Source organism: Glutamicibacter sp. BSL13 (assembly GCF_052928425.1).
This window is the reverse complement of record NZ_JAVGCZ010000020.1, coordinates 1-25,606: the sequence shown is the minus strand read 5'-3', so window position 1 is coordinate 25,606 and position 25,606 is coordinate 1. Positions and strand designations below refer to the sequence as shown.

Annotated in this window: 25 protein-coding genes and 1 pseudogene; 8 read left to right on the top strand and 18 right to left on the bottom strand. The window is 65.4% G+C overall.

Annotated features, from left to right (window positions below; translation table 11 throughout):
- Positions 1-31 precede the first annotated feature (31 nt).
- From RCJ92_RS05690 to RCJ92_RS05680, 3 genes are all read right to left on the bottom strand, one after another.
- Complete coding sequence (locus RCJ92_RS05690) at positions 32-220, bottom strand: hypothetical protein (RefSeq protein WP_138175861.1); 189 nt, start codon at positions 218-220, stop codon at positions 32-34.
- 172 nt (positions 221-392) lie between these two features.
- On the bottom strand, positions 393-764 hold the full coding sequence (locus tag RCJ92_RS05685) for a hypothetical protein (RefSeq protein ID WP_054821156.1): 372 nt from the start codon (positions 762-764) through the stop codon (positions 393-395).
- Between the two features lie 417 nt (positions 765-1,181).
- The gene (locus RCJ92_RS05680) at positions 1,182-1,424 is read right to left on the bottom strand and encodes a hypothetical protein (protein ID WP_054821157.1); all 243 of its coding nucleotides are present in this window, start codon (positions 1,422-1,424) and stop codon (positions 1,182-1,184) included.
- 470 nt (positions 1,425-1,894) lie between these two features.
- On the opposite strand from RCJ92_RS05680, the gene RCJ92_RS05675 reads away from it, so the two are divergent.
- Complete coding sequence (locus tag RCJ92_RS05675) at positions 1,895-2,581, top strand: SDR family oxidoreductase (RefSeq protein WP_138175857.1); 687 nt, start codon at positions 1,895-1,897, stop codon at positions 2,579-2,581.
- 96 nt (positions 2,582-2,677) lie between these two features.
- Here RCJ92_RS05675 and RCJ92_RS05670 read toward each other — a convergent pair whose 3' ends face one another.
- The 5 genes from RCJ92_RS05670 to RCJ92_RS05650 all read right to left on the bottom strand — a co-directional run bounded on the left by RCJ92_RS05670 (position 2,678) and on the right by RCJ92_RS05650 (position 6,475).
- Positions 2,678-3,166, bottom strand: coding sequence for an Lrp/AsnC family transcriptional regulator (locus RCJ92_RS05670; RefSeq protein WP_374700247.1), 489 nt, complete (start codon positions 3,164-3,166; stop codon positions 2,678-2,680).
- Positions 3,167-3,263: 97 nt separating this feature from the next.
- Entirely contained in the window at positions 3,264-3,746 is a 483-nt protein-coding gene (locus RCJ92_RS05665) for a DedA family protein (protein WP_396277302.1), read from the bottom strand.
- A gap of 10 nt (positions 3,747-3,756) precedes the next feature.
- Positions 3,757-5,004: an MFS transporter gene (locus RCJ92_RS05660; protein ID WP_446753995.1), complete on the bottom strand. Its 1,248-nt coding sequence runs from the start codon at positions 5,002-5,004 to the stop codon at positions 3,757-3,759.
- Positions 5,005-5,020: 16 nt separating this feature from the next.
- Positions 5,021-6,157 (bottom strand): NAD(P)/FAD-dependent oxidoreductase, encoded by a 1,137-nt coding sequence (locus RCJ92_RS05655; protein ID WP_446753994.1) that lies wholly within the window; start codon positions 6,155-6,157, stop codon positions 5,021-5,023.
- The gene (locus tag RCJ92_RS05650; protein WP_446753993.1) at positions 6,158-6,475 is read right to left on the bottom strand and encodes a bifunctional 3-phenylpropionate/cinnamic acid dioxygenase ferredoxin subunit; all 318 of its coding nucleotides are present in this window, start codon (positions 6,473-6,475) and stop codon (positions 6,158-6,160) included.
- Positions 6,476-6,658: 183 nt separating this feature from the next.
- Between RCJ92_RS05650 and RCJ92_RS05645 the strand changes: the two genes are divergently transcribed.
- Both RCJ92_RS05645 and RCJ92_RS05640 read left to right on the top strand, forming a co-directional pair.
- Entirely contained in the window at positions 6,659-7,108 is a 450-nt protein-coding gene (locus RCJ92_RS05645; protein ID WP_446753992.1) for a MarR family winged helix-turn-helix transcriptional regulator, read from the top strand.
- Between the two features lie 217 nt (positions 7,109-7,325).
- Positions 7,326-9,398, top strand: a complete 2,073-nt coding sequence (locus RCJ92_RS05640) for a hypothetical protein (RefSeq protein ID WP_446753991.1) — start codon at positions 7,326-7,328, stop codon at positions 9,396-9,398.
- Between the two features lie 101 nt (positions 9,399-9,499).
- Here the strand turns inward: RCJ92_RS05640 and RCJ92_RS05635 are convergent, their stop codons facing one another.
- Both RCJ92_RS05635 and RCJ92_RS05630 read right to left on the bottom strand, forming a co-directional pair.
- A complete protein-coding gene (locus tag RCJ92_RS05635; protein ID WP_138175845.1) occupies positions 9,500-10,210 on the bottom strand; it encodes a FadR/GntR family transcriptional regulator in 711 nt (236 codons plus the stop codon).
- A 45-nt stretch (positions 10,211-10,255) separates the two neighbouring features.
- Entirely contained in the window at positions 10,256-11,935 is a 1,680-nt protein-coding gene (locus RCJ92_RS05630) for an L-lactate permease (RefSeq protein WP_446753990.1), read from the bottom strand.
- A 145-nt stretch (positions 11,936-12,080) separates the two neighbouring features.
- Between RCJ92_RS05630 and RCJ92_RS05625 the strand changes: the two genes are divergently transcribed.
- The 3 genes from RCJ92_RS05625 to RCJ92_RS05615 are packed head-to-tail and all read left to right on the top strand — an operon-like array spanning position 12,081 to position 14,943.
- Positions 12,081-12,845: a (Fe-S)-binding protein gene (locus tag RCJ92_RS05625; RefSeq protein ID WP_446753989.1), complete on the top strand. Its 765-nt coding sequence runs from the start codon at positions 12,081-12,083 to the stop codon at positions 12,843-12,845.
- Positions 12,842-14,314, top strand: a complete 1,473-nt coding sequence (locus tag RCJ92_RS05620) for a LutB/LldF family L-lactate oxidation iron-sulfur protein (RefSeq protein ID WP_212743883.1) — start codon at positions 12,842-12,844, stop codon at positions 14,312-14,314. Before RCJ92_RS05625 ends, RCJ92_RS05620 begins: the two co-directional genes overlap by 4 nt.
- Positions 14,311-14,943 carry a LutC/YkgG family protein gene (locus tag RCJ92_RS05615; RefSeq protein WP_446753988.1) on the top strand — a complete coding sequence of 211 codons (633 nt, stop codon included), beginning with the start codon at positions 14,311-14,313 and terminating at the stop codon, positions 14,941-14,943. The genes RCJ92_RS05620 and RCJ92_RS05615 overlap by 4 nt, the downstream gene beginning before the upstream one ends.
- Before the next feature lie 441 nt (positions 14,944-15,384).
- On the opposite strand, the gene aztD is transcribed toward RCJ92_RS05615, so the two are convergent.
- Genes aztD through aztB form a run of 4 tightly spaced genes read right to left on the bottom strand, consistent with a single transcriptional unit; the run spans position 15,385 to position 19,708 of the window.
- Positions 15,385-16,578 carry a zinc metallochaperone AztD gene (aztD, locus tag RCJ92_RS05610; RefSeq protein ID WP_446753987.1) on the bottom strand — a complete coding sequence of 398 codons (1,194 nt, stop codon included), beginning with the start codon at positions 16,576-16,578 and terminating at the stop codon, positions 15,385-15,387.
- A gap of 30 nt (positions 16,579-16,608) precedes the next feature.
- Positions 16,609-17,532, bottom strand: a complete 924-nt coding sequence (aztC, locus tag RCJ92_RS05605) for a zinc ABC transporter substrate-binding protein AztC (protein WP_446753986.1) — start codon at positions 17,530-17,532, stop codon at positions 16,609-16,611.
- A complete protein-coding gene (locus RCJ92_RS05600) occupies positions 17,529-18,833 on the bottom strand; it encodes an ABC transporter (RefSeq protein WP_446753985.1) in 1,305 nt (434 codons plus the stop codon). Before RCJ92_RS05600 ends, aztC begins: the two co-directional genes overlap by 4 nt.
- The gene (gene aztB, locus RCJ92_RS05595) at positions 18,830-19,708 is read right to left on the bottom strand and encodes a zinc ABC transporter permease AztB (protein ID WP_446753984.1); all 879 of its coding nucleotides are present in this window, start codon (positions 19,706-19,708) and stop codon (positions 18,830-18,832) included. The genes RCJ92_RS05600 and aztB overlap by 4 nt, the downstream gene beginning before the upstream one ends.
- Before the next feature lie 53 nt (positions 19,709-19,761).
- On the opposite strand from aztB, the gene RCJ92_RS05590 reads away from it, so the two are divergent.
- Positions 19,762-20,376, top strand: coding sequence for a metal ABC transporter ATP-binding protein (locus tag RCJ92_RS05590; protein ID WP_446753983.1), 615 nt, complete (start codon positions 19,762-19,764; stop codon positions 20,374-20,376).
- A 202-nt stretch (positions 20,377-20,578) separates the two neighbouring features.
- Here RCJ92_RS05590 and RCJ92_RS05585 read toward each other — a convergent pair whose 3' ends face one another.
- Complete coding sequence (locus RCJ92_RS05585) at positions 20,579-22,405, bottom strand: L-aspartate oxidase (protein ID WP_446753982.1); 1,827 nt, start codon at positions 22,403-22,405, stop codon at positions 20,579-20,581.
- A 92-nt stretch (positions 22,406-22,497) separates the two neighbouring features.
- On the opposite strand from RCJ92_RS05585, the gene RCJ92_RS05580 reads away from it, so the two are divergent.
- Entirely contained in the window at positions 22,498-23,445 is a 948-nt protein-coding gene (locus tag RCJ92_RS05580; RefSeq protein ID WP_446753981.1) for a LysR family transcriptional regulator, read from the top strand.
- On the opposite strand, the gene bioD is transcribed toward RCJ92_RS05580, so the two are convergent.
- From bioD to RCJ92_RS05565, 3 genes and pseudogenes are all read right to left on the bottom strand, one after another.
- Complete coding sequence (bioD, locus tag RCJ92_RS05575) at positions 23,411-24,199, bottom strand: dethiobiotin synthase (RefSeq protein ID WP_446753980.1); 789 nt, start codon at positions 24,197-24,199, stop codon at positions 23,411-23,413. The genes RCJ92_RS05580 and bioD overlap by 35 nt on opposite strands.
- Positions 24,196-25,383, bottom strand: a complete 1,188-nt coding sequence (locus tag RCJ92_RS05570; RefSeq protein ID WP_446753979.1) for a cytochrome P450 — start codon at positions 25,381-25,383, stop codon at positions 24,196-24,198. Before RCJ92_RS05570 ends, bioD begins: the two co-directional genes overlap by 4 nt.
- Positions 25,380-25,606, bottom strand: a pseudogene (locus tag RCJ92_RS05565) (aminotransferase class I/II-fold pyridoxal phosphate-dependent enzyme); the annotation flags it as partial. The pseudogene RCJ92_RS05565 and the gene RCJ92_RS05570, both read right to left, overlap by 4 nt.

Genomic DNA, 25,606 nt, shown 5'->3' with positions numbered 1-25,606 from the left:
GCGGATGGGCTAGAACCTCCCGGACTCGACGCTATTCGTCGAGGATGGCCCACTCCCCCACGGCTTCGTTGTTCGAATCGAACACGTCCTCCTGGGCGCCGGCCTCCATGGGATACAGCTCCAGGTTCTTCGCCCAGTGCCGCAAGATCTCCTGCAGCTCCTCACGGGGCTTGAGCTGCATGGTTTCCGTGTCGAAATTTACCTCTAGGACGAAACGCATCAGGAACTTCCAATCTCTCGGATTGTGGTCATCCTATGCCTTCGTGCGCTGAAAAAGCGAGAAACGCACACGTGAGTCGCGCAATGGCCTTCAGGGGCAGCGGCGGGCATGAAAAAAGCGGGACCATTGGTCCCGCGATTTTTCTCCCCGCCCACGGCGATCGCCGTGGCCTTTACATTGGGTAGTAGCTGTAGGCCGCCGACAAATTGTCCAGCAGCTCACTGCCTCCGACCTTGTAGGCCAGCAACAGCAGCCCGCCAAAGACTGCGCCGGTGAAGGCGCTGAAGCCCAGCGACAGCTTCGCCAGCGAGCGAACTTCCTTGCGGCTCACGGCGGCTTCGTCGTTCAGGTAGGTCTGCACGCTCTGCCCGAAGGTGGCTGCCGGAGTCAACGCCGGCACGCCCAGCACGTTGGCGGCGGTGTCAGTGGCCCCGTCCCGCAGGTACGCCACGGTCTGGCGGTTCTTGCGGTCCTGGCGCAGCTTTACGATGTTCGATCCGTGACGGGCCAAGAGGATGTCTTCACCGAGTGGGATCGTACTCATAATCGCTGCTCCTTAGAAAATTGTCGGGGTGTTATTTACAAGCTAACAGCCTTTTTTGACCCCTTAATACAAAACCCCGCTATTCGTTCACAACCTCACATGCCAATGTGAGCGGAACCGCATGATTCCGGGGCAAACCGGTGACCTGGGGCACCTCACGCACCGCCGCGAAAGGATCTGGAGGCGGCCAAAACAAATGTTGTTGAACTTTTAACCAAACGTTTTTACCACGTTCGTTTAGTTCAGCGAAGGCAATGCTGTGGCAGGCGTCGGCCGCGGGTCGCTGCGCGGAAGGTCTTGCCGCCGCGCGACTGTCGGTCGCCAAGCGGTGCGCCGGATGCCGGGCAGCGCATGGCAAAGGGTCCACAGCCTTCGCTGCGGACCCTTTGCGGTCTCTTGCTGTATTTCTAGGCGCCGCTACGCTGTCTTGGGCTTGCCGCTGCGTGCCTCGTGGCGCGCATGCTTCACCTGCGCGCGCAGCTCGTCATTGCTCACTGCCGGATCCACGCGCAACCCCAACTGCTGGGCCTTGGCCAGCAGGTCCTCGCGGATCTCAGTGGCGTGCGTACGCCGGTAGCCCACGACCAGGACAGCACTGATGATTCCCAGCGCCACAATGGTCAATAATGCGGTCAGTACCAACACGTCAAATTGCTGCATCTGCCATCCTCCTTCCAATCTCCCACTAGCTTCAACAACCGCAACCATCGATACATTCCCAAAACATGCCTAGTCACAACGGCAAGAGGGAAAACCCTGGAGCGGCAGAATCCAAAGAGGGGATTAACAATCCTAGCAAGAATATTCGAATAAAGCATACTTTGTGTTCAATTACGCTTTGGAGACGGAGCTAGCCAGTACTGCACGGGAGGCGCCCAGGGAGGCGCCCAGGCTTTTATCGGTAAACCACCGGCGAAGGAACGGTCAGGCTTCGACAGCTTGATGCCGGTTCACGGACGAGCTTCCTAACCCCTGGCGTCATGCCACCTTGTGAACGTCCTGGCCAGGCGGTAGCGTCCACAGTAGGTCCTGAAAGCCGGGACAACGAAGACCAACCACGTCGGAGGGCCGGCGGGCCCAGGGCCTGCCGCGAAGACAGAAACTGTCGCCGATCACGAAGGAGTCGGATCATGGCTGAAAAGCGTCGTGTCGTAATTGTCGGGGGTCACGGAAAGGTGGCCCTGCTCGCTGCCCCGCGGCTCGTCCGGGAGGGGTTCGAGGTCCATTCGCTGATCCGCAATCCGGAACACATCACCGATATCCGTGCGGTGGGTGCCACCCCGGTGGAAGTTGATATTGAAACCGCCAGTGCCGAAGAACTGGCCAAGACCTTTACCGGAGCCGATGCCGTCGTGTTCTCGGCCGGTGCTGGCGGCGGAGATCCCGAGCGCACCAACGCCGTGGACTATGAGGCGGCGGTGCGCACCATGCAAGCCGCCAAGCAGGCCGGAGTCAACCGCTATGTCATGGTCTCCTACGCGCGCGCCCTGGTGGACGTCGACAACCTGGACCCGAAGGATTCGTTCTACCCTTATGCCAAGGCCAAGCACGACGCGGATGAGTACCTGCGCGGCACGAGCCTGGAGTACACCATCCTGGGGCCCGGCGCCCTCACCCTGGAGCCGGCTACAAAGAAGCTGCGCCTGGCCGACAGCCGCGGCCGCATTTCCGGGCACGAACCGGCGGGCACCGAGGGGCGCACCGCCCGGGAAAACGTTGCGGAAATGATCGCGTACGTGCTGGCCCACAATGCCGGAATCCGCCAGACCGTGAATTTCTTTGACGGAGACACCCCGATGAGCAAGATCGTCTCCTAACGCTCAACGGACTTCAGTGGCCGGTTCCCAAGGCCTGAGCAACGAAACGTCCAGGGATGCACCGTGGTGCGGCCCTGGACGTTTTGCTGCGGGACTTCAGTATTCGGCGCTGCCGTGGCTGTGCTCAAAGACCAGTGAGGTCTGGGTGGTCGCCACGGCCGGGTTCGAGGACAGGTAGTCGAGCACGAACTGGCGCACGTCCGCGGAGTTGCGCACCGCCACGTGCAGCACGAAATCGTCGGCGCCGCCCAGGAAGAACAGCTGACGCACTCCGGGCTTGGCCTGCATGTCCTGGGCGAAGGTCGACATCAGGTGCCGGGCGCCGGGACGGATGCGAACGAAGATCAGCGCCTCCAGCTCTCGTCCGAGCACCTGTGGATCCACCTCGATGGTGAACCGGGAAATCACGCCGGTATCACGCAGCTGATTCAGCCGGGCCAGGCAGGTCGAGGGGGCGATGCCCAGCTCCTCGGCCAGGGAGTTGTTCGTGCGGCGGGAGTTCTCCGACAGCAGCCTGAGCAGTTTACGGTCCAGCTCATCGAGCTGCGCACGCTTGATCTCGGCCGAGACCGGATTATTCACCACTGTCGCACCTGCTTTCCCCTGGTTCGGCACTTGGGCGCCGGCCTGCAGTGCCGATACCTGCACCTTTGACTGACGTTGTGATTCACCATCATAGGTCTCACTTGATTTCTTCCGGGCCTATTACCCGGCGGGCGCGCTTCCTGCGACGCAGGATCAGCCACAGCGCCATGGCCAGCAGCACCACGATGCCCACCAGCCACGGCCAGTCCAGCGCGATCCACGCATAGATGAACGCCAGGCCCACGGTGGTGTACACCAACGCCCAGATCAGACAGCCGACAATCACCGCCGGCAGGTAGCGCCGCAGCGGCATCCGGGTGATTCCGGCGGTCGCGTTCACCGCCGTCTGCACCCCCACGGTCAAGAAGCTCAGCGGCACGGCGAAGACGCCCCACCGGGCCAGCAGGGCCTGGGACTTGAGGTAGATCGGGCCGCGCAGCACCCGCTGGAAACGCGTCTGCTTCACCCCCGCGGCGATGCTGCGCCCGACCCAGTAGGTGGTGTTCGCGCGGATCATCGCCCCAAGGAAGAAGAACAGGTACGTCACCAGGTAGGGCGCGTCCTCGATCCACTGCATCATGGCAACGCGCCTACGGAACCATCTTGATGCGGCGCACCAGCAGTCCGCCGGCCACGCTGACCACGGCGGCGCAGACAAACAGGGTGGGGTACCCGCCCAGCCAGCTCACCGCGATCCAGGCGATCAGGGGCGCGAAGACCTGCGGCAGGGAGTTGGCGATGTTGATGACGCCCAGGTCCTTGGCCCGGGAATCGGCGTGCGGCAGCACCTGGGTCAGCAGCGCGTAGTCCACCGCCAGGAAGGAGCCGAATCCCAGTCCGAGCAGCACCGCTCCGCCGATCGCCACCGGGAAGGAGGGGGCCACGGCCATGACCAGCGCCGCGGCGGCCACAATCAGGGAGGAGATCACCACGTAGCGCTTGCGCTTGCCGTCCCGGTCGGAGAGCTTGCCGGCCACCACCGAGGAGAGGATCACAAAACCGGCGTAGATGCTGCTGAGCACCAGCACCCCGGCGGCCGGATCGGGATGATTCAGCCCATCCTGCAGGAAGTACAGCAGGTAGACCAGGATCAGCTGGCTGGAAAGGTAAAGCAGGAAGCGGGTCAGCCAGGCCCAGCCGAAGTCCGGGTAGCGGACCGGGTTGATCCAGAAGCTGCGCAGGAAGCTGCCCCAGGCGAACTCCTCGCGGGCGCTGGCCGGCAGCACCACGTCCTGGCGCAGCAGCACGAAGGGCACCGAGCACAGGGCAATCACCACCGCGACGATCGCGTAGCCGAACACCAGGTCGCTGGCGGCGACCATGCCGATGCCGGCGCCCACCAGGATGCCCAGGGTCTGGGCCAGGGCGATCAGCCCACCCACGGTGCCGCGCTGGGCGACCGGGACCTTGTCCGGCACGACGGCGAGCACCGCGGCCAGCGCGGCGTTGCCCGCGGCCTGCATCAGTGCCCAGCCCAGCACCAGCACCGTGACGGTCTGTGCGGTGGACATCAGCAGCAGGGCCAGCGCACCGCCCAGGGTGCCGGCCACGATCCAGGGGACGCGGCGGCCAAAGCGGGAGGTGGTTCGGTCGCTGAGGGCGCCGAACAACGGGTTCGCGATCATCGAGACGACCGCGCCCACGCCGGTCACCAGCGACAGGGTGGCGTTTTTCTGCTGCGGGGAGATCGCCTCGGAGTGCAGTCCCAGCAACACCTGGATGGGTGCGAAGAAGCCGACGTTGATGCCGATGTGCACAATCAGTACCGCGGCGATCCAGCCGACGCCCACGCGAGCGGTGGGGGTCCGGAGTGCTTCGACTGCCTTGTTAGATTCCATGCTGCTGCGTACCCGCCTACCGTTTGCGACCCAGATTGCGCGGAGTGATCCCCGGATCTTCCAGGTCGGTGATGGGAGGGGTGATCTCCTGTTCAATCAATTTTCGCACGGCCCGGCCCATCAGCCCGCCATCGACCATGGAGGCGGCCACCAGGCGGTCCTGCCCATCCAGACCGAAGAGCACCTGAATCTTGCCCTGCCGGGTGTGGCGGGCCACGGTGCGCGCCACCGCGGTGAAGTCCCCGACGACTTCCACGTGGGATTCGTGGCGGTCGGACCAGAACCAGGGCACCTTGCGCCGTGGGGCGCCGGTGCCCATGATCGTTGCGGCGGCGAGCGCAGCATCCTCATTGGCCCGGTCCCAGTGGCGCAGGGGGCGGGCCCCGGCCTCGCGGGCCACATCCCCGATCGCCAGCACCTGGGGGACGCTGGTGCGCATGCCCGCGTCCACGATGATGCCGTTGTGCGTTTCCAGGCCCAGGGTGTCGGCCAGGGTGAGGTTCGGCTCCACCCCGATCGCGGCCACCACGATGTCGGCCTCGATGCTCTCCTGATTGACCTCGACGCTGTTTTCGGTGATCCGTTCGGCCATCCCGGTCACCACCCGGATCCCGTTCAGCCGATGGTCCTCGTGCAGCTGGCGGGCCATGGGTTCGCCAAAGGCGGTGACCAGCGGCACCTGCTGGTTGCTGATCAAGGTGACCATGGCACCGAACTGTCGGGCCGCGGCGGCGAATTCGGCCCCAATGAGCCCGGCACCGATGACCACCACCTGGGTTCCGAAGGCGCGGAAGGACAACTTCTGTGACAGGTCCTCGGCGTCCTTGGCCGTATGGATCACCCGGGCATGTTCGGCCCCGGGCACCTGCAGTCTCCTTGGTGTGGTTCCGGTGGCCAGCACCAGCCAGTCCTGTTCGGATTCCGGTGTCTGGACCTGGTCAATGCGCTGCGGCTGCAGCTGCACCGAATGCTCAATAAACCATGCAGGGGGTGCGAGGTTGACCCGTTCCAGCGTCTTGCTCAGGGGCGGGCGGTCGTAGGGCAGCCCCTCCGGATCGCTGAGCGTGATGTTTCCGGCATAGCCCGCCTGAACCAGCGTGTGGGCCAGGGAGAAACCGGCGACCCCGGCCCCGACGATATGCACTGAACCCATTTAGAAGTGCAGCTCCAGCATCCCGTCGATGACCTCCACCTTGTAGGTGCGCGCATCAACATAGGCTGGCAGGCACATGACCTTGCCGGTCTTGAGGTTAAACCGGGAAGCGTGCAGCGGGCATTCGACTTCGCAGTCTTCAATCCATCCTTCGGACAGGGAGGCGACTTCGTGGGTGCACTCATCCTGCAGGGCGTAGAAGTTGCCGTCCTCGGCATGGAAGATGGCGATGTCCTCCTTGGCTCCGCTGTCATCGGATTCGACCTTCAGCGCCTCACCGACCGGAATCATGTCGACTGGACCCACCGTGTAGCTCACTGCTTCTCCTTCGGTTCTAAAATTAGTCTTTCTCATCTTGTCACCTTCTGCGGACGCTCACGTAGTATCTCGGTCACGTCCTGCTGGCCGTAGCCCTGGGCCAGCGATTCCGGCTTTGGCGTAGGAAGCCCGAACTGAGCGGGTAAATCATGGCTGGGGTGTGCGCCCGCCTAGAATGATTCCATGCATGACGAAGAACTTTTCATCACGGTGGAAAGAGAGTTCACCACGACCTTGTTGCGCGCCCGCCAGACCCTGATGCGGCGCGCCAAAGCGATCCACCCGGAGCTGCAGGCCCCTGGTTACCGCATCCTGTCGATCCTGGTGCATCACGATTCTCAGCAGCAGGGGTTCCTTGCCGAATCGCTGCAGCTGGACAAGGCCACGATTTCCCGGCTGGTCAAGCAGTTGGAGAGCCAGGGACTGATCACCCGGACCGCGGATCCCAAGGATGGCCGGGCCCAGCTGGTGTCCATCACCGATCGGGCACGTGACGCCTGGTACGTCAGCGGCCAGGCGCAGCGCCAGCGCCTGCGGGACAAGCTGGAGGACTGGTCCACCGAGGACGTGCAACGTTTCGCCGATCTGCTGCACCGTTTGAACGACAACTCCGACCCCGCCGACGCCGGTTAACCGCAGCCGCAGTCAAAGGGTGCGCAGCGTGGTGCCGCTTGCCATGAGGGCCGGGGTGCTGCTGGACGCAATACCTGATTTGCCAGCCGTTTCTGTTTCCGTTGTGTCCCGCCCCATTTTGATACGGCTGCGATGTTCGGCACCGTCCTGCTGCGACTAGGATTTACCTCATCATCGCTGACGTTCCTCTCGGGAACCCACACAAGGGACACCGCACATGCGCTCCACTGGCACGCTCATTCTGTCTGCCCTACTATTCCTGGCCTTCGTGTTCATACCTGCTGTCCCAACGTTGGCTAGCACGACCTCGGATGATGTCACCCCGCCAGAAATCATTGAGATCACCATCGACAAACCAGTGCTCAAGCCAGGTGATACCGGTACCTATACCGTCCGGCTGAAGGACGATAACCCACCAACGGCAGATAGCTACCTTAGCTGGTCACCCCAGTCCCCACAATTTGGCTGGACGTTCGAAACCAGCAAGAAGCTGCATGACGGACGGATAGTGCCCGGAAGCTTAGGGACCGATGCTTCGGGCGTCACGTCTTTCCAGCTTCAATTTCAAGTACTGTCGGACGCCCCCTATGGTCATTACGACAATTCCAGTTCGATGACCATTTCTGACTCAATCGGGAACTATACGTTCGGAACAGCCCCCTCCTTTGACGTTAACGACCCTCTGCACCAGATCGACAATGAGCCGTCGATCGCCGGGAAGAAGACCGTCGGGCAGACGATCAGCGCATCCATCAATGCCCCCGGTGCCCGCACCACATTCAGCTGGCATTCGCAGGCGTTCGGCAAAGATGAGGTGGTGGGCACCGGCGCGGAACTCTTCCTGCCGACGAAATGGTACTGGAACTCCATCGAATTGCGAGCCACAGCCGTCTGGCCTGACGGGAAAATGCTCACGCGGCGAGCCTGGACCGGATATCTGGAGGGCATACAAGTAGACATTGGCAAGCTTTCCTTCAGCTCGCCTCCGACGGTCGGGATGAAATCCACCGCCGTATTCACCCCGAATCCTGATTTACCGTTCCAGCTGCCCAGAACAGAGATCCTGATCAGCTCAGCGCCCGGCCCGGACATCACCACCAGCAATGGCGCGTTCACACCATTCCCTGCGGATGCCGGTAAGAATGTTAGGGCCGTGCTGCATTTCGAGCTACCCGTGGGCTACGAAGCCACCGAATTCCCCGAAGCCAGCGCCTATATCCGCCCGGGCAGCTGGCTGACCGGACCCCCGAGCATCACTGGGGTCCCAGAGGTGGGGCATACTCTAAAAGCTAAGGCTGGTCTATGGTCTGGTGAACCAGAGCTTTTTAGTTACCAGTGGCTGCGCAACGGCAAGGCCATCGAAGACGAGATATCCCCGGAATACGATGTGAAGGCCGAAGACGTCGGGACAGCGCTCACCGTGCGTGTCACGGCCAGCTGGACTCATACCGCCGATGCCTTCTCCGCTACGTCTGCTCCTGCCGCTGCTAAAAAAGGCACTTTACCTCCCTTGAAGGCCCAATTACATGGAACTGCCAGGGTCGGCCAAAGGCTTAGCGCCAGCGTCAGCGGCGGGTTTGATGGCACCAGGCTCGGCTACCAATGGCTACGCGACGGAAAAGTGATTACCTCCGCCACCAAAAGCAGCTATGAGCTTACCGCGGCGGATTACACTACGAGAATTTCGGTTAAGGTCACGGGCAGTAAGCCCGGTTTCACCACCGTGAACGCCACCAGCACCGGCCGCACCATTGAGGCCGGCACCCCGGCCAAGGGCACCATCCAGGTCACCGGTACCACCAAGGTGGGAAACACCATCAACGCCAAGACCAGCGGCTGGTCGTCCGGCAGCACACTAAGCTACCAATGGCTACGCAACGGCAAGCCGATCGCCTCGGCGACCAAAGCTAGGTACCAACTCACCGCAGCCGATCGCTCACAGAAGGTATCCGTGAAGATCACGGCACGCAAGACTGGATACGCCACCGTAAACGTCTCTAGCGCCCGTCACTCCGTCTCAGCCGGAACGATGTCCAGGGGCACCGTGGAGGTCTCCGGAACTGCCAAGGTGGGAAGAACACTCAGTGCTACGACCAACCGGTGGCCCTCCGGAGCCAAGCTCAGCTACCAATGGCTGCGCAACGGCAAGCCGATCGCTTCCGCCACTCGGGCCAGATACAAAGTGTCCAGCAAGGACCGTTCAGCAAAACTTGCAGTGAAGGTGGGTGCATCAAAACCGGGGTACACGAGCACTAGCTTTGTCACCAGTAAACAGGTGACGGCCCGGTAGGTCAGGCTATTTATCCGTCGCTCGAAAACCGCGCCACACGAATCCAGGAGTTAGTTCATCGGCGCCGCAAGAAACGCTGACAGTGAAGTGATCAAGGCTCGCTAGAAGCGGGTCTGTTGGTAGAACCAGTTGATGTGTTCCTCCAGCATGTGCGCGGCCCGTTCCCGGTTGTTGTTGGCAAACGCGCGGTGGATTGCCTTGTGCTGGCGGCGCAGCACCTTCACGATCGGCTGCCAGGTCGCATCGTCCGGGATGGCCGAGGCCACGTAGTCGCTGATCGAGTGGCGCAGGGATTCCATCATCGCCTCCACCACCGAGTTGCCGGCCATCGAGGAGAGCAGCACATGGAACTCGGCGTCAATGCGGTGGAACTCGTCGCGGGAAAGCTGCGGGTCATCCATGCGCATGATCAACACCGCGGTGCGCTCGATCACCTGTTGGGCGTGGATCGGGTCGCGCGGGGTCATCTGCGCCGCCCAGGTCTCCAGCAGGATCCGGGACTCCACGATCTCCCGGACCTGAATGCCCTTGGCCGCCACGTGCAGGCGCAGCGCCTGGGACAGCCCGGCCGAGGGGTTGGAGATGATCACCGCCCCGGAGTTCGGGCCCGAACCGGTGGAGGTGCGCACCACGCCCATCACGTCCAGGATGCGGATTGCGTCGCGCACCGAGGCCCGGGAGATCCCATGGGTTTCGGCCAGCGCCCGCTCCCCGGGCAGCTGATCGCCCAGATTCAGCTTCCCGGTTCGCAGGTCACGCTCAATGGCCTCCAGGACCACCTGGTAGGCACGCGGAGTTGGCTTTGTAGACATCAGAACCCATTTTAGTGTGTTGCGCCGTTGGCCAGGGCCACAGGCCTAGTGCGGCAGCATCCAGCTGAGCACCGGGGTGGACTGCAGGTAGACCAGCACGCACAGCACCAGCAGCATGCCCACCGACCAGCCGGCCACCTTCTTCAGGATCACCGACTCCTGGCCTTCCATCTTCACCGCGGTCGCCGCGATGGCCAGGTTCTGCGGGGAGATCAGCTTGCCGACCACGCCGCCGGAGGTGTTGGCGGCCACCAGCAGGGTCGGGTCGATGCCCGCATTGACCCCGGCGGTCTGCTGCAGCTTGGCGAACAGGGCGTTCGCGCTGGTGTCCGAGCCGGTCACCGCGGTGCCGATCCAGCCCAGGATTGGTGAGAGGAAGGCGAACGCGCCACCGGCCCCGGCCATCCAGGTGCCGATGGTGATGGTCTGCCCGGACAGGTTCATCACGTAGGCCAGGCCCAGCACCGAGAGGATGGTCAGCGCCGCGAAGCGCATGTTGTACACGGTGCGCCCGATCTCGGCGATCGCGTTGCCCACGGCGATCGGGTACTTGCCCCCGTCATCGAACTTGGAGTACACGATGGCCACGATCAGCCCGGTGATCAGCAGCAGGGTGCCGGGGGTGGAGAGCCAGTTGAAGTTGTAGATCGTCGAGGAGACCGCCTCGCCGTTGCCGTCCACGATGTTCCCGTGCAGCCCCGGCCAGCCGAACTTCACGTCGGTGGCGGCCAGCGCCGCCGGGATGTCCACGCGCAGGCGCCACAGCTTGGCCACACCGAAGATCAGGATCACCAGCACGTAGGGGAACAACGCCATCCAGGTCGCCCCCGGGCGCAGGTTGCGGTTCGCGTCCACCGGCTTGGCCAGCGCCTCGGGGGTGAGGATGCGCTCGCGGGCCTCGTCGGCGCCCTTGGGCTTCCACACCTGCAAGAAGAGCACCGCAACGCCCAGGCCCACCAGCGAGGCGACGATGTCGGTCAGTTCATAGGAGAAGTAGGTCGCGCACAGCCACTGGGCGATGGCGAAGGAAATGCCGATCACCAGGGTCACCGGAAGGGTTTGGCGCATGCTGCGCCATCCGGCGATGACCAGCACCAGCACGGTGGGGACGAACAGGGCCAGCACCGGGGACTGGTGTCCGACGGTGGCGCCGATCTCCCCGGCCGGGATCCCGGTCAGCGCACCGGCGGTGGTGATTGGGATGGCCACGGCGCCAAAGGCCACCGGGGCGGTGTTGGCGATCAGCACGGCGCTGGCCGCACGCAGCGGGGAGAGCCCCAGGGCCAGCAGCATGGTGGCGGTGATCGCCACCGGGGCACCGAACCCGGCCAGCGCCTCCAGCAGGCCGCCGAAGCAGAACGCGATCAGCACGGTCTGGATGCGCACATCCCCGCCGCCGATCACGTCAAAGACCCGGCGCAGATCCTCGAAGCGCCCGGAGACCACGGTGACCTGGTAGAGCCAGATCGCCATGACCACGATCCACACGATGGGGAAGGCGCCGAACACCACGCCCATCACCCCGGAGTTGATGGCCAGCCCCACCGGCATCTGCCAGCCAAAGATCGCCACGATGATCGCGACCAAAAGGGAGCTGAGTCCGGCATAGTGGGCCTTGACCTTAACTACGGCCAGCATGACGAAGAAGGTGAGCAGCGGGATCAGGGCGACCAGCGCGGAAATGGCCACGCTGCCGGCGATCGGCTCGGTTGATGGTGTAAACACGGTGTGGGCGTCCTTACTAGTGATGGTCAGACCACATATGGTCAGACCACCGATAATACAAGGTGAGTGCTATCACAACAAGTCTTGACGGGATCCGAAAGATGCGCCTAGTATGGTCAGACCACACAGCGAGAGAGTTATTCTTATGCGTATTGCACTCTTTGCCACCTGCATCGTCGACGCGATGTACCCGGAAACGGCCAAGTCCACGGTGAAAATCCTGGAACGCCTTGGCCATGAGGTGATCTTCCCGGCCGGCCAGGCCTGCTGCGGGCAGATGCACATGAATTCCGGCTACATGCCCGAGGCGCTGCCGGTGGTTGAAAACCATGTCCAGGCCTTCGAGCGCGCCGACTACGACGTGGCCGTGGCACCCTCCGGATCCTGCGTCTCCTCACTGAAGCACCAGCACGGCATGCTGGCCGAGCGGCTGGGCAAGCCGGACCTGAAGTCCCGCGCCGCGGAGGTCGCCGGACGCACCTACGAGCTCTCGCAGCTGCTCACCGACGTCTTGGGCATCACCAACGCCGCCGAACAGCTGGGCAGCTACTTCCCGCACAGCGTCACCTACCACCCCTCCTGCCACGGCATGCGCCTGCTGAAGCTGGGCGACCGGCAGCTGGACCTGCTCAAGTCGGTGGGCGGGATTACAGTGGAGGAGCTGCCCGAGGCAGACCAGTGCTGCGGCTTTGGCGGCACCTTCTCCATCAAGAACTCCGATGTCTCCTCGGCGATGCTGCAGGACAAGGCCCGCAACATCGCCTCCACCGGCGCCTCGCTGTGCGTCGGCGGAGACGTCTCCTGCCTGATGCACATCAGTGGCGGGCTCTCACGCAATGGCCAGAAGCCGGGCACCATGCACCTGGCCAACATCCTGGCCAGCACGAAGGAAGAGATGGTGGCACTGTGAGTCAGGTATTTTTGGGCATGCCGGCGGCCGGGGAAGGCAACCTGTTTGCCGATGAGTCCTTCCCGAAGGCCGCCCACCACGAGCTGCAGAACACCCAGCTGCGCGCGAACCTGCGCCACGCCACCCACTCCATCCGCGACAAGCGGCTGCGCGTGGTCGGCGAGCTGCCGGACTGGGAGTCGCTGCGCAACGCCGGGGAGGCGATCAAGAACCAGGCGATGGCACGGCTGGATGAGCGCCTGGAGGAGTTCGAGAAGAACTTCACCGCCCGCGGCGGCATCATCCACTGGGCCCGCGACGCGGCCGAGGCGAACCAGATCGTCACCGACCTGATCAAGCAGACCGGCTCCACCGAGGTGGTCAAGGTCAAGTCCATGGCCACCCAGGAAATCGGCTTGAACGAGCACCTGGAAACCCAGGGCATCGCCGCCTTCGAAACCGACCTGGCCGAACTGATCGTGCAGCTGGACCACGACAAGCCCAGCCACATCCTGGTCCCGGCGATCCACAAGAACCGCACCGAGGTGCGCGACATCTTCCTGCGCGAGATGCCGGATGTGGATCCGAACCTGACCAATGAGCCGGCCAAGCTGGCCGAGGCCTCGCGCAAGCACCTGCGCAAGAAGTTCCTCTCCACCAAGGTGGCGATCTCCGGGGCCAACTTCGCCCTGGCGGACACCGGCACCCTGGGCGTGGTGGAGTCCGAGGGCAACGGGCGAATGTGCCTGACCCTGCCCGAAACCCTGATCACCGTGATGGGGATCGAGAAGGTGCTGCCCTCCTGGCAGGACATCGAGGTCTTCATGCAGCTGCTGCCACGCTCCTCCACCGGGGAGCGGATGAACCCGTACACCTCGCTGTGGACCGGGGTCACCGAGAACGACGGGCCGCAGAACGTGCACCTGGTGCTGATGGACAACGGGCGCACCCGGGCGCTGTCGGACCGCTTCGGGCGCAGCGCGCTGAACTGCATCCGCTGCTCGGCGTGCATGAACGTCTGCCCGGTCTACGAACGCACCGGCGGGCACGCCTACGGCTCGACCTACCCGGGTCCGATCGGCGCGATCCTCTCCCCGCTGCTGACCGGCATCGAGGCCGAGGAAAACAACTCCCTGCCCTACGCCTCCTCACTGTGCGGCGCCTGCTTTGACGCCTGCCCGGTGAAGATCAACATCCCCGAAATCCTGGTGCACCTGCGCGGGGAGGACGTGGATTCCCAGCGCGGCAAGAAGCTGCTGCCCACCCAGATGGACCTGCTGATGAAGGGCGGCTCCTGGGCGCTGGGCAAGGGCCGGAACCTGGACCTGCTGGAAAAGGGGCTGCCGCTGGGCAAGCTGGCCGCCGGCCGGGACAAGAAGATCAAGCGCCTGCCGGGCATCGCGGCGGGCTGGACCGCCAGCCGCGACATCCCGGCACCGCCAAGCAAGTCCTTCCGCGACTGGTGGAAGAGCGAGAAGGAGGGCAAATGAGCGCCAAGGAAGAGATCCTGGGCCGGATCCGCACCGCGCTGGCCGATAACCCGCACGTGGAACCGGTGGTGCGCGACTACCGCACCACCTCGCAGCTCAGCGAAACCGAGGTCATCGAGCTGCTGGTGGACCGCCTGGTGGACTACAAGGCCGGGGTGGATGTCATCGAGGCCGAGCAGATCGCCACCCACGTCGCCGCGAAGCTGGCCACCGCCCGCTCGGTGGTTTACCCGCACGGGCTGGACACCGGCTGGCTGGAGCAGCTGCCCGAGTCCATTGAGCGGCGCATCGATGCCCCGGGCCACGCCCTGGACATCCCGGTGCTCGATGAGACCAGCGCCGTGGTGACCTCCTCGGCGGTGTCCATCGCCGAGTCCGGCACCATCATCCTGGACGGCGAACCCGACCAGGGCCGCCGCGCGATCTCCCTGGTGCCCGATCACCACGTGTGCATCGTGCCGGTCTCCACGATCGTGCAGCTGCTGCCCGAGGCCATGCTGCGCATGGACGTGACCCGCCCGCAAACCTGGATTTCCGGGCCGAGCGCCACCAGCGACATCGAGCTGGAGCGCGTCGAGGGCGTGCACGGGCCGCGCACCCTGGATGTGCTGATCGTGCGCGGGCTATAGACCCCTGCGCCCCAATTCGATGGCCGGTTTCCCCGTTCCAAAATCTCCAAGGGAAGCCGGCCATTGCTTGTACGACCGTCCAATAGGCTGCGCATCGCGCGCAGAAGATTCGGCTGGTCGGGAATGCTGGATGCTCCCCTACCCCTGGTCGCGCAGGTGCTCACGTAATCCCGGGATGGAGAATTTTACCGCTCCGTGCCGGGCTGGGGGCGAAGGTCGGCCGGAAGGGATTCTCAGACACCATCAATTCTCCTATGCAGAGGTATTTATTTTGTTTATACACATCTCACATAGCAGTACATGTTTCTCCCCGCCTGTCTCGCTCCCGATCCAGGACAGCACAAAGCCGCCGGTGGCATCCGAAAGGAGATGACACCGGCGGCTGGAAACTCCAGATGCGACAAGGCATGCCGCTGCTGAAGCCTTTTGAGCCCGTGCTGGTTAGCCGTCGAGCGCCGCAGCCATCTCGTTCGGCACTCCGTCGAGCGTGACGCTGGCGGTTTTCTCACCGGTTTCCAGGTTCACCGCGTGGACCTGCTTGTTCTGCGGGTCGGCTACATAGGCGGTGTTTCCGTTCACGGTCAGCGCCGGGTGCGGATCCTGCCAGTTCGCCGGACCTTCCCACGCGTCGATCACCGGGTACTGGCCGGTGATCTTGCCGGTGGAAGGATCAAGGACGTGGATCGCGCCGTCGGTCGAGAGGATGTAGGCGTTCTCCCCTGGTCCGCGCACCACTCCGCGCCAGGTGTATTTGATGTTCTCTGGCAGGTCGAGGACCTCGTAGCTGTGCTGTTCGGTGTCGATCAGCACGACCTTCTCCAGCAGGTATCCCTCATCATCCGGATCGTTCTTGTAGTCTCCGACGATCAGCGGGCTGCTCTCCGAGACAAAGGCGTTGCCCATGCGGCCGTATTCGTCCGGTGCGGTGAACTTGTCGAAGTGCCCGTCGTGGTAGAGCAGCGCCCCGTTCTCGCAGCCGAAGACCACCGCCTCGCTGGCGGCGGTGCCCTCCCCGTGCACGCCCGGGCAGTCCTCGCTGCGGGCGATCTCGTGGCCGTGCTCGTCCAGCGCCTTCGCGCCGCTGCGCGATTCGGCGTTGCCCACGGTGGTCACCAGCGTGCCGTCGGAGAGCTTGATCGAAACCCCGTGGTGGGCTTCCTGGCCGGGTAGGACCTCGGTTTGCGGCAGGTCCTGCCCGCTGTCGGCCAGCTGCGTGGAATCGAAGATGGTGGTATCTCCGGTGCCGTCGTCAAACAGGATGGTCTTCCCGTCGTGGCGCACCACGTGGCCGGGCGTCTTGGCGGCGAAGGTGGCCTGGCGCAATTCGGGGGTCATGGTGTCGAGCACCTGGAAGCCCTTCGAGGTCGTGACCAGGACGCTGCGTCCGTCACCGGCGGCGTTCAGCCGGGTGAACGCCTCGCTGTCGAAGGTCTGCTTCACTTCCAGGCTCTGCCCGTCGAGCACCGCAATGGCGTTTTCGTAGGAGACCGCCAGCGGCGCGGTGCCGCTGGCCTGCTGCGATCCCGAAGATGCGCTGGCTTCTGGTTCGCCGCTGCCCGCGCAGCCGGTGGCGGCCAGCGCCAGCACCGCCAACGAGGAAAGCATGCCGAGGGATCGGCGATATGTCTTGTTCATGTTGTTCATTACCTTTCAAGGATGGGCTCGTCAGCTGAGCCCGCGGGTGATTCTTTCGGTATTGGCTTGCATCATTTCCAGGTAGTTGGCTGCCCCTTGCCCGGGTTCGGTCAGCGATTCGGTGAACAGCTCGATGACCTCCACCTGGACCCCGGACTCGCTGGCCAGGGCCTGCACCAGCCGGTCGGGCTGCGAGGAGTCGGCGAAAATCGCCGGGACGTTCGCCGTACGGATCGCGTCCGCCAGCTCCTTCAGGTCGGCGGCGCTGGGCGAGGCCAGCGTCGTGCCGCCGGGGATCACCGCCCCGATAACGCGGAATCCGAAGCGCTGGGCGAGATAGCCGAAGACGTGGTGGTTGGTCACCAACGCGCGTCGCTCGGCGGGGATCTGGGCGAAGGAGCTGGACATCTGCTCGTCGAGCTGGGCGACCTGGGCACGGTAGGCGGCGGTGGATTCCTCCAGCTGCCCCACGTCGATGCCCTCGATGCCGCGCAGCTCGGTTTCCAGCGCGTCGATGACATCGAGCACCCGCGCCGGGTCGGTCCAGAAGTGCGGGTCCGCCGCCGTGCTCCCAGAATCCGGGGCATAGTCGATGGCCTGAAGATGCTCCCCGGCTTCGAACAGCCAGGCACCGGAGGCCGTAGCGGTTTCCAGGTGCCGTTCCAGCCCCTCCTCCAGTCCCAGCCCGTTGGCTACCAGCAGGTCGGCGTCGCCCAGCGCGGCCGCCTGGCGCGCCGAGATTTCGAAGGAGTGCGGGTCCGCGTTCGGCTTCATCAAGGTCGTGACCTCGGCAGCGTCCCCAACCATGTTTCGGGTGACGTCTCCCAGGATATTAGTGGTGACCACGATCCTGGGCGGTTCACTCCCGCCGGCATCCGGCGTGCAGCCGGCCAGCAACAGGCCGGTGGCCAGCCCTGCTGCAGCAGCGAGACGACGGGCGAAGCGGCCGCTCACCGCCCGGTCTCCGCTATAAAGTCCGGCGCGGTCGGGGTTTCGATATGCCGGGCGATCCGCGCCCCGTCCGTAAAGGCGATTTCATGCACGGCCTTGGCCGCGGGGTCGTTGAGGTAGGCACGCTGCTGGTCCACCACGAGCTCCACGCCGGCCAGCGCCTTCTTATCGGCCATGGTCTTGGCCAGCAGGGGTTCGGAGACCTTGGCGGGCTCATTGCCCATGAGCTTCTGCACGTGGATGCGCCCCGCGGTATCAAGCGCCACCACGTGTCCGTCCTTGTCATCCACCGCGCTCACGCGCAACAGCGGAACGTCGGCCAAGATGCGCTGCCATTTGCCTTCGCGCACGTCGAGCACCCAGGCGCCGTGCTCGCCGGCCACGGCCGCGACGCTGGTGCGCCCCTTGCGGCCATCGAAGTCGGTGGCCCGCTCCCCTGCCTTGGTTCCCTTGGGGTAGGCGGCACGCTGGTACTGCGGCGCCTCATCCCCATCCCCGCCCAGGGAGACCACCAGCGCACCGTCGGCGCAGCCGATGACGAGGCCGGCCGCAGTGGTGATGGCGTCACTGGCCTGGTCGCATTCGACTTCCGTGCCGTTGACAGGTTGGCCGTCCGGGCCGTGGAAGCGCACCTGCGTCGCTTTGCCGTCCTTGCCGGGGACGCTGACCACGGCACCCTCGCCCAGCGGTGCCACGAGCCCGTCGTGCTTGCCCGTGTCGATCTCGAAGGTCGGATGCACATGCCCCTCGGCCAATTCCGCATTGTTCAGCAGCACCGCGCGGCCGGTGTCCCGGAAGAATACGCCGGTGCCGCCGGCGGTGGGCAGCGCCGAACCGGTCACCACGGCGTCTTTGCCTCCTGCCAACGTGCCCACGCTGCGTGGGGTGGCGCGGTAGTAGTGGAAATGATCGCCGTGGGCCCAGCTCCACATGCCGCTGTCAATCACCGAGAGCCCCTCGGCGGTGGAAGCGAAGACGTAGCGCCCATCGCTATACACCGAGGTGGGCGCGGGGATGGCTTCGAGGCTGCTCTCCTTGCCGTCCAGCAGGTCGGTCATGCCGGCGTTTCCGGCGGAGTCAATGGAGACGATATGCAACGGCGCTTCGGTGGTTTCCTGGGCTCCCTCGATTTCGCCGTGTCCCTCACTGCTTTCATGGTCATGGTCGTCGTGGTCGTGCTCGTCGTGGTTCGAGGATTCGCTCGGAGCCATTGACTGCTCGGCTGACGGCCCGGCGGGGGCACAGCCGGTGAGACCGGCGAGCAGCAGAGCGGTAGCGGCCAGGGGTGGGATGATGCGATTCATGGGGTTCTTTCAACTTCGTGGATTGCGGTGGGCGCAGCGGTTTCATGGTGTCGATCGGTGCTGCACAGCCGGGCAAGGCCGGCCCGCGCGACACCCGAAAATGCCGCGGCGAGGATCGCCGTGCCGGCAATTGACGCCCCGGCCGCGGTACCCAGATACCAGGAGGCGCACAGGCCCACTGCCACCGCGGCGGAGCCGAAGACGGCAGCCAGCGCCATGGTGCTGGGAATCCGGGTGGTCCAGCGGTTCGCCGCGACCACCGGGGCCAGCAACAACCCAACAACCAGCAGCGTGCCTACCGCCTGGAAGGAGGCGACCACCGCCAGGGTTACCAGCCCGACCAGCACCACCTGCGCCATCCGGGGCTTCAATCCCAGGGTGGTCGCGATGCGCTCGTCGAAGGCCGCAGCGGTGAATCTTCGGTGGAACGCGACGGCGATGACCAGCGCGGCGAGCAGCCCGAAGCACAGCACAAGCAGGTCGCCGGGGCCGATGGCAAGAATGTCCCCGAAGAGCATTGCCGTCGCGTCCGTGGCGAAACTGCGTGAATGCGAGACGATGATGACGCCGGCAGACAGCATTGCGACGAACAGCAAGCCGATGCTCGTGTCATAGGACATCCGTCCGCGTCGTTGCAGGGCGCCGATGGCAGCGCTCATGGCGACCGCGCTCACCGCGGCGCCAGCCAGCAGCGGGAGGCCAAGCACGGTGGCCAGCGCAACGCCGGGCAGCATGCCGTGGCTCAGGGCCTCCCCCAGGAAGGCCATGCCGCGCACCACAACCCAGGTGCCAGCCACCGCGCAGATGGCGGCGACCAGCACGCCGCCGGTCAGGGCGCGCAGCATGAAGTCGGTTTGCAGGGGTTCAATCAACACACAGGAGAATTTAGCGTTAATGAGAATCATTAGCAATTTGCTACGCTGGGTGCATGTCGAATCTCCCTTCTACGATCAGCGCCGCCGGCCTCTGCTTTGCCTACGCCGGCGAGGACGTGCTGCACGATGTCAGCGCCGAACTCGTGCCCGGCAGCATCCTGGGCATCGCCGGGGCCAACGGCTCGGGCAAGTCGACCCTGGTCTCAATACTGGCTGGGCTGCGGCGCCCGCGACGCGGCACGATCGAACGGCATGGACCCGTGGCTTTGGTGGTGCAGCGCGCCGCGGCACCGGGTTCGCTGCCCCTCACTGTCCAGGACGTGGTGCTCATGGGCACCTGGCGGCGCCGGCTGCCGCGGCGCGAATCGCGGCGCATGGCCGCCGAGGCACTGAGCCGGGTGCGGATGGAGGGGTTCGAGAACCGGCCTTTCGCCGCCCTGTCCGGGGGTCAGCGACAACGCGTGTTGCTGGCCCAGGCGTTGGCCCAGAACGCCCCGACACTGCTGCTCGACGAACCGGCCGCCGGGCTGGATGCGGCAAGCCGGCAGCGGATCCATCAGGTGCTGCGCGAGGAGGCTCTCCGTGGCTGCGCGGTGGCTATGGTCAGTCACGACTCTCATGAGTTGGCTATAGCAGATCAAATACTGCACTTGGAGCCTCAGGTGTAGCGCATCCAGACACCACGATGGATAAGGACGTCCATCATGACGTACTCCACTATGACGGATTCTTGTGTCCTTTTGCCTCGGTAAGTTGACGAATGCACGGTTTCTTCGGTGCCGAACTGGGCGAACTTCCGGTTGTTGCCCTCAGCCAGCTTAAAGGCCCGCAGGAGTGCGATGGCTCCAACGGGTCTCTAAACTCGCGGGACTACTCCACCAGCTTCCCGGCCGTGTCCACCTCACCGATCAGCTCACTGATCTCGGCGGGCACCGGCGGGATCGACTCGCGCACCACCCCGCCGTGCGGGGACCAGACCAGGTTCACCTGCAGCTGCGGATCCTGCTCGGGGTAGTCGCTGCGGTTGTGGCAGCCGCGGGTTTCGCGCCGTTCCAGCGCCGCCTCCAGGGTGGCCCGGGCGGAGAGCGCCGCGGATTTCAGGTCATAGGCGTGCGCCAGGTCCTGGAAGCCGGCAATGTCCGGGTGGATTCCCACGTTGGCCATCCGCGCTTCGATCTCATCCAGCCGGCGCAGCCCTTCGAGCAGGCCCGCCTCGTCACGCACCACCCCGGCGCACTCGGTCATCATGTCCCGGATCGCCCATTGCAGGGAGCGCACGTTTTCCTGTCCGTCGGCGGCCAGCAGCCGCTCCAGCTCGGCGCGGGCCCGCGTCACCGCGGCGGCCGAACGGGTGTGGGACTCAAGCCCGGCCGAATACTCGGCGGCCGCCCGGCCCACGATCCGCCCAAACACCAGCAGCTCAATCAGCGAGTTGCCGCCCAGGCGGTTCGCCCCGTGCAGGCCGCTGGAGGCCTCACCGATCGCGTAGAGCCCCTCCACGTGCGTGGAGTGGTCTTCGGGACGCACCCACACCCCACCCATGGAGTAGTGCGCGGTCGGCGCAATCTCGATGGGTTCGCGGGTGATGTCCAGCATCTGCACCTCCAGCATGGTCTGGTACACCCGCGGCAGCCGCTCCATGATCAGCTGGCGCGGCAGGTGGGAGATGTCCAGCCAGACCCCGCCCTTCTTGGTGCCGCGTCCTTCCTTGATTTCCGTGTAGGCCGCCAGCGCCACCCGGTCGCGGGTGGACAGTTCCATGCGCTGCGGGTCGTAGCGTTCCATGAACCGCTCCCCCAGCCCGTTGCGCAGGATGCCGCCCTCGCCGCGGGCTGCCTCGGAGATCAGGGTGCCGGCCGCGTTTTCCGGTTCAATGATTCCCGAGGGGTGGAACTGCACCAGCTCCGGGTCGCGCAGCCGGGCCCCGGCCTCCACCGCCAGGCGGAAGGAGTCCCCGGTGTTCTCATCGCGTCGGGAAGAGGTCCGCCGCCAGATGCGGTTGTGTCCGCCGGCGGCCAGGATCACCGCATCGGCGTGGATCAGGTAGCGGGTGCCGTTGTTCACGTCGAAGCCGTACGCGCCGAACACGCGGTTGTCATGAGTGAGGATGTCGGTGATGTACACGGTATCCAGGATGGGGACCTGCAGCTGTTCACTGCGGCGGACCAGGCTGCGCTGGATTTCCAGGCCCGTGTAGTCCCCGGCGAACGCGGTGCGGCGGAAGGTATGGGCGCCAAAGAAGCGCTGGGAGATCCGTCCGTCCTCTTCACGGGCAAAACCCATCCCGTAGCGTTCCAGGTCCGCGATGCCCTCGGCCGCTCCCTGCGCCACAATCTGCACGGTGTGCGGGTTGGCCAGGTAATAGCTTTCCTTGATGGTGTCCGCCGCATGCTGCTGCCAGCTGTCCTCGGCGTCCATGGTTCCCAGCGCGGCGTTGATGCCCCCGGCGGCCAGGGAGGTGTGGGCGTCGTGGCGGGGGCGCTTGCCCACGGCCAGCACGTCCACCCCCAGTTCGGCCAGTTCAATGGCTGCGCGCAGCCCGGATCCACCGGTGCCGATCACCAGCACGCCGGTGGAGATCTTGCGTTCCCGGATCTTGCCGGTGCCGCCGTCGAACCGGTGGCCGGTGGCGTTGTCGTTGGATTCGTTGTTCGTGGTGTCGCCGTTGTTGCCCGCGACGGAGCTGTTCATACCCATGGCTTCCACGCTAGAAACCCGGAAACCATTAGTCCAATGAATTATTTTTCTGGTTTCGATGCGTTTTTGCTATTGTCTTTTAGGCTGGAGCCATGAACCTCGACCAGCTCAAGAGTTTCCTGACCGTCGCGGACCTGGGTCACTTCACCCGGGCCGCCGAGCAGCTGCACCTGGCTCAGCCCTCGCTGAGTCGGCAGATCGCCACCCTGGAATCCGAGCTGGGATCCCAGCTTTTCCACCGCGCCCGCGGCAACATCACCCTCACCCCGGCCGGGGAAGCGCTGGTGCCGCTGGCTTCCCGGATGCTGGCCGATGCCGACCGGATCCGCCACCAGATGCAGGAGCTGGCTGGGCTGCGTGCCGGCCGGGTGCGGCTGGGTGCCCCGCCCTCGATGTGCATTTCCCTGGTCGCCATGGTGCTGGGTGAGTTCCACCGGCGCTATCCGGGAATCGAGCTGCACCTGAGCGAGGCCGGTTCGCGTCTGCTGCTGGAGCAGCTCTCGGCCGGTCAACTGGATTTGGCCCTGGTGGTGGCCTCCGAGCACGAACCGGCCGCCTTCGAGTCCCTGGATGACATTCCGCTGCTCTCGGAGGAGCTCATGGTCATTGCCGCCAACACCGGCCAGCTGCCGGCGGGGCAGGGCCCGCTGAGCCTGGCCCAGTTGGCCCCGGTGCCGCAGATCGTCTTCTCCCCCAGCTATGACCTGCGGGCAGCCACCATGCAGGCCTATCGCAGCTGCAATCTGGAACCGAACGTGGTCCTGGAGGGCGGGGAGATGGATGCGGTGCTGCGTTTCGTGCAGCTCGGCCTGGGGGTGGCGGTCGTACCGGCCACGGTGCTGCTGGACCGCAGCGAGTTCCATACCCGCCGGCTGGAGCAGCCCTCCCTGACCCGCACCATTTCCCTGGCCCACCGCAAGGATGTGGGGTTGACCCGGGCGGCGGCGGCCATGCAGCAGATGATCACCGCCACCGCCGCGCAGCTGGCCGGGCGCAGCCCCGCGATCAACGCCCTGGCCGCACCCGGTGCGCAGCGCTGACCCGCGCTTCCCACAGCTCCCCGGTCTGGGCAATCTTCTGCCCGGCGGCGTGCAGTCGTGCGGTGAGCGTTCCCGCGCCCTGCCGAACCACGCCAGCCGGCGGGCCGGGCGCCCACGTCCAGCCGAAGTTTGCGGCCAGCCCGCGCAGGTTCGCGCGGTTCACTTCGTGCAGCGCCTGCGGTTGCCCCGGCCAGCTGCCCATCACGAGCAGGCCCTCACGCAGCCCACGCTGGCTGGCCGCTTCCAGCGTCAGTTCGGTGTGGTTCAGGGTTCCCAGATCCGGTCGCGTCACCAGGACCGGCCGGGCGTGCAGTTCCCTGGCCAGGTCCGCCAAGGTCTGCTGCTGCTGCGTGAGCTTCACCAGCAGGCCGCCGGCCCCCTCCACAAGCACCACCTGATGGGTGCGGGCCAGTTCCCCCACCCGACGCACATGCTCCTGCAGACTCAGCAGTGAACCGGCGCCGCCGCTGGGACGACGCCGCGCTTCCTGGCCCAGCGCATCCAGTGGCGCCATCGCCGGGGCCAGGCGCACCCCTTCGGCCACGGTGAGCTGGGCGGGGTGCGACAGCCAGCGCGCGACCGCCTGCACGTCCCCTTCCTCGCCCGGCCCCACCCCCGTCTGGGTGGGCTTGTAGACCGCCACGCGGTGGCCGCGTTGCAGGGCGGCTGCGGCCAGGACCGCGGTGACTACGGTCTTGCCGACCTCGGTATCGGTCCCGGTGACCGCCAGGATCCTGGCGGCGTCCCCGCTCATGCCCGCACCCCGGCCGCAGCCAGCCGTGCCGGCACCGTGAGCGGGGCCTGGAAGGAGAGCAGATGCAGCCAAGGCGTTTCCGGCTCGGTCAGGGTCAGTCCCGGGAGCTGTTGCGCTGCGGTGCGCAGCACTTCCTCGGCCTGCATCCGGGCCAGCCCGGCCCCCAGGCACCGGTGAACTCCCAGTCCAAAGGCCAGCGAATCATCCTGCTCCTGGCCCAGTTGGCCTCCGGACAGCTGCAACACCAGCTGCTGGCCAGCCGAGAATTGCTCACCGCCACATACCGTGTCCCGGGCCACGACGCGCCGCCAGGTCGGCACCGAGGACTGGGCGGCCAGAACCGCACCGACCAGCTGCGCGGCGGTGTGTGGGTTGTGGGCGCACTGCTCCCAGCGGTCCCGGTCCAGTGCGGTGTGCAGGACGGTGTGGATGAGCAATGCCGTGGTCTCCTGGCCGGCGATGGTCAAAAAGTAGCTCAGCGAGCGGATCCGGTCCGTGTCCACCCCTTCCCGGTGCAGTTCGGCGTAGAGGTTTCCGTCCCCGGCGGCGATGGCCTGCAGGACGCTCTGGCGCAGCCAGGCATGGAATTGCGCGGCGGTGCGTGCCAGCTCCAGCTGGCGCTGGTGATCCGGCCACCCCCAGAACAATTCCAGTGAGTGGCGGCTGAAGCGCTTGAGCAGGTCCGCCGGCGGCACCGGCACCCCGCTCAGGCGCTGCATCACCTCTGCCGGAATCGGCGCGGCCAGCCGTGCGCTCAGGTCCACCGGTTCCCTTTCGGTCCCGGCGGCCAGATCCTCGCAGATCTCCCGCGCCCGACGCTGCACGAACCCACGTTGGGCGGCCACCTTGGCGGGGCTGAAGAACCCGGCAACGATGCGCCGCACCCGGCGGTGCTCCTGCCCGCCGGCGCTGGCCAGCACCGGTGGCAGGAAGAACTTTTCGGCCGCGAGGATCCGCAATGCGCTCGGGGCCAGGTCGATCGCGGTGAGCAGCGCATTATCCGGGGTGAACAGTTCCGGGCGCAGCAGGATCCGGCGCACCTGCCGCGGATCCTCGATGATGCGGTAGCGTTCGGTGATTTGTGGCGGGTAGGCCCGGTGCAGGTTTCCGCCCAACGGCGCCCGTCGTGTTGTCGTTGCCGGTGGGCCGGGCATGCTGGGTTCGGTGGCGAACGGGCAGCTCATGAATGCTCCTCCTGGGTGACGGTGCTGATGATGGCGTGCAGTGCCTCCTGCAGCGCAGTGGTTTCATGGTGGGCGTGCCCGGTGATGCGCAACCGGGAGATGCCATCCGGAACACTGGGCGGGCGAAAGCAGGCCACGGAAATCCCCTGCGCCGCCAGGCGTCCGGTGGCGCGGACCGCCGTGGCGGCACTGCCCATCCGCACCGAAAGGATCGGCCCGGTCC